The sequence below is a fragment of the Falsiroseomonas oryziterrae genome, from assembly GCF_021864505.1.
Lineage (GTDB): Bacteria > Pseudomonadota > Alphaproteobacteria > Acetobacterales > Acetobacteraceae > Falsiroseomonas > Falsiroseomonas oryziterrae.
The window spans coordinates 1-6,736 of sequence record NZ_JAKJIB010000227.1; the positions used below are offsets into that span (position 1 = coordinate 1).

The following is a 6,736-nucleotide window of genomic DNA, read 5'->3' on the forward strand; positions in this document are numbered from 1 at the left end:
CGGGGCGCCTGTGGTTCGCCGCGCGGCTCTACCCTGCGGCGCGCGACGCGGTGCGGGCCATCGCGCTGCCGCTCGCGGTCGGCGGGATCGGGCTGGCCGCGCTGCTGGCCTTCGGCTCCTACACGACGCTCGCCGTCGTCGCGCTGGTGGCAATCGCGGCGTTCACCGCCGCCGTCGCGCTGGCGCTGACGCCGCAGGAGCGACGCGATGCGCGCGTGCTGCTGCGCCGGCCGGGGCGCATCCGCGCCGTGCTGAAGGGCGAGCCGGCATGAGCGTGCTTGCCATCAACGGCCGTTTCCTCACGCAGGGCATCACCGGCGTGCAGCGCTTCGCGAAGGAGGTCACCCAGGCCATCGCGCGCGCAGGCACGCCGATTCGCCTGCTCGCGCCCCAGGGCGTGCCGGACCGGCTGGGCGACATTCCGGTGGAGCATGTCGGCACGCGCAGCGGGCAGAGCTGGGAGCAGCTCGACCTGCCACGCGCCTCCAACCCCGCGCCGCTGCTCAGCCTCGGCAACACCGCGCCGCTGCGCTGCGGCGGGAAGCGGATCGTGGTGATCCATGACGCGGGCGTCTTCGACACGCCGGAGAGCTATTCGCTCGCCTTCCGCGCCTGGTACCGGACGCTGCACCTCTCGCTCCCGCGGCTCGGCGCGCAGATCGTCACCGTGTCCGAGTTCTCGCGAGGACGGCTCGCGGCGCGGCTTCGCATCGATCCGGCGCGGATCGGCGTGATGCCGGAGGGCGGCGAGCATATCCTGCGCGAGCCGGCCGACACCGCCGTGCTGGCGAAGCACGGCCTCGAAGCGGGCCGGTATGCGCTCGCGGTCGGCACGCGGGCCGCGCACAAGAATCTCGGCGCCCTGGGCGAGGCCGCGAAGCTGCTCGGCACGCGCGGCATGGCGCTCGCCGTCGCCGGCGCGGTGAAGGAAGGGGTGTTCAGCGGCGCGGCGGACGTCTCGGGCGGCGCGGTGCGGCTGGTCGGCCGCGTCAGCGATGCCGAGCTGCGCGCGCTCTACGAGAGCGCGCTCTGCCTGGTCTTCCCCTCGCGCTACGAGGGGTTCGGCATCCCGCCGCTCGAGGCGATGTGGTGCGGCTGCCCGGTGCTGGCCGCGCGCAGCGGCGCCGTGCCCGAGGTCTGCGGCGATGCCGCGCTGTGGTTCGACGCCGAGGGCCCCGCGACGCCGGCCGCTGCGCTGACGCGGCTTCTCGACGAGCCCGGCCTCGCGGATAGCTTGCGCGAGGCGGGACGCGCGCGGGCACAGCTCTACTCCTGGGACGCGGCCGCCAGGCGGCTGCTGGAACTCATCCGATGAAGGTCGCGATCGTCCATGAATGGCTCGAGAGCTATGCGGGCTCCGAGCGCGTGGTGGAGCAGTTGCTCGAGCTCTTCCCCGAGGCCGACCTCTTCGCCGTCTGCGACTTCCTGCCCGAAGGCGAGCGCGGCTTCCTCAAGGGCAAGGTGCCGACGACCTCCTTCATCCAGCGCCTGCCGCGGGCGCAGCGCTGGTTCCGCTACTATCTTGGCCTCATGCCGCTGGCCGTCGAGCAGTTCGATCTTTCGGGCTACGACCTCGTCATCTCCTCCTCCCACGCCGTCGCGAAGGGCGTGCTGACCGGGCCGGCGACGCTGCACGTCAGCTACGTGCACAGCCCCATGCGCTACGCCTGGGACCTGCAGCACCAGTATCTGCGCCAGGCGCGGCTCGACCGTGGCCTCAAGGGCGCGCTGACGCGCTGGCTGCTGGCGAAGATGCGGAGCTGGGACCACGCCTCCGCGGCGCGGCCGGACGTGATCCTGGCGAACAGCCGCTGGATCGCGGAGCGCATCCGCAAATCCTGGCGGCGCGAGAGCGAGGTCGTCTTCCCGCCGGTGGACCTCGACGGCTTTCCGTTCCGGCCGACCAAGGGCGAGGACTACGTCATCGCCTCCCGCCTGGTGCCCTACAAGCGCGTGGACCTCGTCGCGGCCGCCTTCCGCGCCATGCCGGAGAAGCGGCTGGTCATCATCGGCGACGGGCCGGAGATGGCGCGCGTGCGCGAGGCAGCCGGCGGCGCGCCTAACATCGCCTTCCTCGGCCGCGCGCCGCAGGCGGAGCTGGTGGCGCGGCTGCAATCGGCGCGGGCCTTCGTCTTCGCGGCGGAGGAGGATTTCGGCATCGGCATGGTGGAGGCGCAGGCCTGCGGCACGCCGCTGATCGCCTACGGTCGCGGGGGCGCGGCGGACATCGTGCGGGACGGCGAGACCGGGGTGCTCTTCGCCGAGCAGACAGCGGAAAGCCTGACCGAGGCCGTGCGCCGCTTCGAGACCCTGTCCATCCGGCCGGAAGCCTGCCGCGCCAATGCCGAGCGCTTCTCACGCGACGCCTTCCGCGCGGCGATGCTGGATGCGGTAGGCCGCGCCTGCGCCGCGCGCGGAATGCCGACGCCATGATGTTCAGCCTGGTGATGGCGACGCGCGGCCGCACCCGCGAGATCGCCGAGTTCCTCGACAGCCTTCTCGCGCAGGGCAGGGCCGATGCCGAGGTCATCGTCGTGGACCAGAACGGCGACGATCGGCTGGAGGCGGTTCTGACGCCCTATGCCGGCCGCGTCACGCTCACCCACCTGCGCTCCGCCGTCGCCAACGCCAACCACGCCCGGAACCTCGGGCTGCGTGCGGCGCGCGGCGCGATCGTCGGCTTCCCGGACGACGACTGCGTCTATCCCGCCGGCCTGCTGGACCGCGTCGTCGCCGCCTTCGCGGATCCGGCGCTCACCGTCCTGACCGGGCCGGCCGAGAGCCCCGCGGGCGGCCTCGGCTCCGGGCGCTGGCGCGAATCCGGCGGGCCGATCGACGCGGCGACCGTCTGGACCAGCGTGATCGAGTTCAACCTCTGGCTCCGCCGTCCCGTGGCGCTGGCCCTCGGCGGCTTCGACGAGGGCATGGGGCCGGGCACGCCGCTCGGCTCGGCGGAAGGCAACGACCTCGTGCTGCGCGCCGTCTCGGGCGGCCATGTCGCGCGCTACGATCCGACGCTGCGCGTGATCCATCCCGACAAGCGCCTCACCGACGTCGCGGTGGCGCGCGCGCGGCTCTACGGGCGCGGCTTCGGCTATGCGCTGCGGCGGCATGGCGTGCCGGCTTCGGTCTGGCTGCCCTTCGCGGTGCGTCCGCTTGGCGGCGTCGTGCTGAGCCTTCTGCGCCTGCGTCCGCATGAGGCGGGCTACTACGCGATGACGCTACTCGGCCGTGCCGAAGGCTTCCTGCGCTCCGACGCCGCGTCGGGGCGTGTGCGACCCGCGCTGGAGGCCGCGTGATGCGCATCGCCATCGGCATCGCCACGCGCGGCCGCGCGCCGATCCTGGCGGAGGTGCTGGCGGAACTCGGCCTGCAGACGCGCCAGCCGGAGCGCATCCTGGTCTGCCATGTGACGCCGGAGGATGTCGCCGGGATCGCCGAGCGGTTTCCGCATGTGGAACTGCTCACCGCTCCGGCCGGCCTGCCGCGCCAGCGCAACGCCATCCTCGACGCCTGCGGCGACTGCGACGCCGTGCTGTTCCTGGACGACGACTTCCTCTGCGCGCCGGACTACCTCGCTGTGACGGAGCGGGTGTTCCTCACGCGGCCGGATTGCGTCGTCACCACCGGCACCGTGCTGGCGGACGGCGCGAAGGGCCCGGGCATCAGCGTGCAAGAGGGGCGCGTCGTCCTCGACGAGGACCGCTTCGACGGCGATCCGCTGGCCGTTCGCCCGCATTTCAACGGCTATGGCTGCAACATGGCGCTGCGCCTCGCGCCGATGCGCGAGCATGGACTGCGCTTCGACGAGAACCTGCCGCTCTATGGCTGGTACGAGGACCTCGACCTCACGCGCCGTCTCGGCCGCCACGGCGCGATCCTGCGGCTGGCCGGCGCGCGGGGCGTGCATCTCGGCACCAAGGCGGGCCGCGTCGCGGGCACGCGGCTCGGCTACAGCCAGGTGGCGAATGCGATCTACCTGGCGCGCAAGGGCGTCTATCCCTGGAACCGAGCGCTCCGCTCGGCCGCGCGCAACATGGCGATGAACGCGGCGCGCAGCCTGAAGCCGGAACCCTGGGTGGACCGCGCCGGGCGGCTCAAGGGCAACCTGATCGCGCTCGGCGACCTGCTGCGCGGCCGGATGCACCCGATGCGGGTGATGGATCTGTGATGGACGACGTCTTCTTCGTCACCTCCAAGATCTTCTGGTCGCTGCTGCGGCCGAACACGCTGGCGCTCGTGCTCTGCGTGGTCGGGCTCATGCTGGTCTGGCGCGGGCGGCGATTCGGCCGCTGGCCGCTGGCGGTCGGCCTCGGCTGGTATGTCGCGGTCTTCACGCTGCCGGTCTCCACCGCGCTGACGCTGCCGCTCGAATCCCGCTTCGCGCGGCCCGCGACGCCGCCGGCGCAGGTCACCGGAATCATCGTGCTCGGCGGCGCCGTGGAGCAGGATCTGACCGCCGCGCACGGCATCCCGGCGCTGAACGGCGCGGCGGAACGCATGACGGAAGGCGTGGCACTCGCGCTGCGCCACCCCAATGCGCGGCTCGTCTTCACCGGCGGCTCGGCCGCCGTGGTGCCGGGCGGCCCGACCGAGGCCGACACGGCGCGGCAACTCTTCACCGAGCTCGGCCTGCCCCCCGCGCGCCTCGTCTTCGAGAACGAGAGCCGCAACACCTGGGAGAACGCGGTCCTGACGAAGCGGCTGCTGGATCCGAAGCCGGGCGAGACCTGGCTGCTGGTGACATCCGCGAGCCACATGCCCCGCGCCGTCGGCTGCTTCCGCGCCGCTGGCTTCGCCGTGGTGCCCTGGCCGGTGAACTTCACCACCGGGCGCGATCCCGGCCTCTGGTATGGCTGGCCCTTCCCGACGCGGCTGAACCACGCCGAGGCCGCGCTGCGGGAATATGTCGGGCTCGTCGTCTATTGGCTGACGGGACGGACGAGCGCGCTGTTTCCGGCGCCGTAGCCTTTATCGCGCCCGCCAGATCTCCACCGGGCCGCGGAACTCGTTGACCGTGGCGTAGAGGTCGTAGCCGGCCTCGATGGCGGCCAGCACGCGCGCGCCGGCCTCCGGGCGCATGGTGTGCATCCAGCCGCGATCCACCACGATCACCCGCGGGCGCGAGGCCAGCACGCGGTCGAGCTCGACCTGCGTGTTGGTGTCCGACAGATCCTCGAAGACGCCCGTCAGATGCGCCGGGAAGGGGAAGCGCGTGGACAGCCGGGCGCCCGAGATCACGTAGACCGATGGGTGGTAGTTGGCGACGAAGGCATCGCCCCCCGGGCCTGCAGCGGCAGCCACGGCGGTCGAGACCTCCCGCACCGGATCGGCATGCGGCCACCCGGGGCCCCGCTCGATGCGATGGAAATACTCGGTCAGAAGCGCAGAGCCGGCGACGACCGCGATCATGCCGGAGAAGACAAGGCGCGTCGCGCTCGGCCGCGCGACGACCAGGGCCAGGCGCCAGCAGCCGATCGCGGCGAGGATCGAGAGCGGCGGCAGCCACAGCAGGAAGTAGTGCGCGAAGTAGAAGCCCGGCCCCGAGATGGCGGCCGAGGCGACGGCGAACCAAAGCGTCACGAAGGCGGTCAGCAGCGCCACCGGCTTCGCCGCGTCGCGGGGGCGCCAGAAGCCGAGCGCGACGAAGGCGGCCGCGAAGGCGAAGCCGAGCAGCAGCGCCGCGGCCGCGATCCGGCGCGCCGCTTCCGGCGCCGGGATGCGCTCGAGCGAGTAGCGGAACGGGGCGAGCAGAGACCCGTCCAGGTAGTGGTCCAGCCAGCCGTTCCACCAATAGGCGAGACCCGCCACGACGAAGGGCGTGGCGCAGAGCGCCGCATAGAGCGCGGCCATCGCGGCGGCACGACGGAGCGGCAGCAGCCGCTTCATCAGCGCCGGCAGCACGAGAAACGCGAAGGCGAGGCAGCCTTCCGGCACCACGACCTGCTTCACCACCAGCGCGCAGCCGATCAGCAGTCCCATCACGGCAATGGCGCCGAAGCCGGGCGCGATCGCGTCCGGCCCCATCGCGCGGACCGCGCCCCTGATGCCGATCGCCATGGCGGTCGCGACGAAGGGTGCGATCAGCAGCTCGGTGTTGGTGCTCAGCCCGCCGAGCAGGACCGATTGCGCGCTGTAGAGAAGGCCCGCGCCGATGCCGATCGCCCGCGGCGCACCGGCCGCGCGCACCGCCGCGAAGAGCGCGACCGAGGTCGCCGCGACGCAGATCAGCCCGAGCAGCCGCGCCGCCTCCACCGAGACCCCGAAGGCCAGGAAGGCCAGCGCGAACATCGCCGGCGCGCCGATCGGGTGCATGTCCCAGGCGGCGACGAGCGGCCAGCCGCCGCCCAGCCATTCCCGCGCCTGCACCATGTAGAGCCCCTCGTCGGTGTCGACGACGGCGGGGATGAAGGAGGTGAGCCGGAAGACGGCCGCGCCCAGGATCAGCAACAGGACCGCGGCGGCGTCCCGCAGGAGCGGCACGGCGGCGCGGGTGGCGGCGATCGGAGCTGGTGCTTCAGGCATCGGTCCCTGGCGCGGACCGAAGGCCGTCCGCCAGGCACCCTTCCCTCAGCGCGCCGCGCGGCGCAACCCCGCGCGGGCGCCGTTGCGTCGCCGGGGCGGCCGCCGCCCGCGCCCGCCCCGGTCGTCCAGCCGACCCGGTCAGTTCTCCGGCTGGAAGCCGCTGGCGCGCACCACCGGGCCCCACTCGTCGCGCTCGGGGCGGGTCCGGTCG

At 73.0% G+C, this 6,736-nt stretch carries 7 protein-coding genes; 6 read left to right on the forward strand and 1 reads right to left on the reverse strand.

From position 1 onward, the window contains the following. The 6 genes from L2I40_RS16285 to L2I40_RS16310 form a co-directional block, all read left to right on the forward strand. Positions 1–272: hypothetical protein (locus L2I40_RS16285; RefSeq protein ID WP_237216247.1), on the forward strand; the 272-nt coding region annotated here is incomplete at its 5' end. Next, positions 269–1,315 (forward strand): glycosyltransferase family 4 protein, encoded by a 1,047-nt coding sequence (locus L2I40_RS16290; RefSeq protein WP_237216248.1) that lies wholly within the window; start codon positions 269–271, stop codon positions 1,313–1,315. The genes L2I40_RS16285 and L2I40_RS16290, both read left to right, overlap by 4 nt. Continuing rightward, positions 1,312–2,433 carry a glycosyltransferase gene (locus L2I40_RS16295; protein ID WP_237216249.1) on the forward strand — a complete coding sequence of 374 codons (1,122 nt, stop codon included), beginning with the start codon at positions 1,312–1,314 and terminating at the stop codon, positions 2,431–2,433. Before L2I40_RS16290 ends, L2I40_RS16295 begins: the two co-directional genes overlap by 4 nt. Next, positions 2,430–3,299 carry a glycosyltransferase family 2 protein gene (locus L2I40_RS16300; RefSeq protein WP_237216250.1) on the forward strand — a complete coding sequence of 290 codons (870 nt, stop codon included), beginning with the start codon at positions 2,430–2,432 and terminating at the stop codon, positions 3,297–3,299. Before L2I40_RS16295 ends, L2I40_RS16300 begins: the two co-directional genes overlap by 4 nt. After that, positions 3,299–4,171, forward strand: a complete 873-nt coding sequence (locus tag L2I40_RS16305) for a glycosyltransferase family 2 protein (RefSeq protein WP_237216251.1) — start codon at positions 3,299–3,301, stop codon at positions 4,169–4,171. Before L2I40_RS16300 ends, L2I40_RS16305 begins: the two co-directional genes overlap by 1 nt. Next, positions 4,171–4,968, forward strand: coding sequence for a YdcF family protein (locus L2I40_RS16310; protein WP_237216252.1), 798 nt, complete (start codon positions 4,171–4,173; stop codon positions 4,966–4,968). The genes L2I40_RS16305 and L2I40_RS16310 overlap by 1 nt, the downstream gene beginning before the upstream one ends. 3 nt (positions 4,969–4,971) lie before the next feature. Here L2I40_RS16310 and L2I40_RS16315 read toward each other — a convergent pair whose 3' ends face one another. Next, positions 4,972–6,525, reverse strand: a complete 1,554-nt coding sequence (locus tag L2I40_RS16315) for an ArnT family glycosyltransferase (protein WP_237216253.1) — start codon at positions 6,523–6,525, stop codon at positions 4,972–4,974. Positions 6,526–6,736 lie beyond the last annotated feature (211 nt).

What these genes read in the sequence shown, in the direction of transcription:
- L2I40_RS16290 (WP_237216248.1), top strand. Translation starts at nt 269, where the DNA reads ATGAGCGTGCTTGCCATCAACGGCCGTTTCCTCACGCAGGGCATCACC.
- L2I40_RS16295 (WP_237216249.1), top strand. Translation starts at nt 1,312, where the DNA reads ATGAAGGTCGCGATCGTCCATGAATGGCTCGAGAGCTATGCGGGCTCC.
- L2I40_RS16300 (WP_237216250.1), top strand. Translation starts at nt 2,430, where the DNA reads ATGATGTTCAGCCTGGTGATGGCGACGCGCGGCCGCACCCGCGAGATC.
- L2I40_RS16305 (WP_237216251.1), top strand. Translation starts at nt 3,299, where the DNA reads ATGCGCATCGCCATCGGCATCGCCACGCGCGGCCGCGCGCCGATCCTG.
- L2I40_RS16310 (WP_237216252.1), top strand. Translation starts at nt 4,171, where the DNA reads ATGGACGACGTCTTCTTCGTCACCTCCAAGATCTTCTGGTCGCTGCTG.
- L2I40_RS16315 (WP_237216253.1), bottom strand. Translation starts at nt 6,525, where the DNA reads ATGCCTGAAGCACCAGCTCCGATCGCCGCCACCCGCGCCGCCGTGCCG.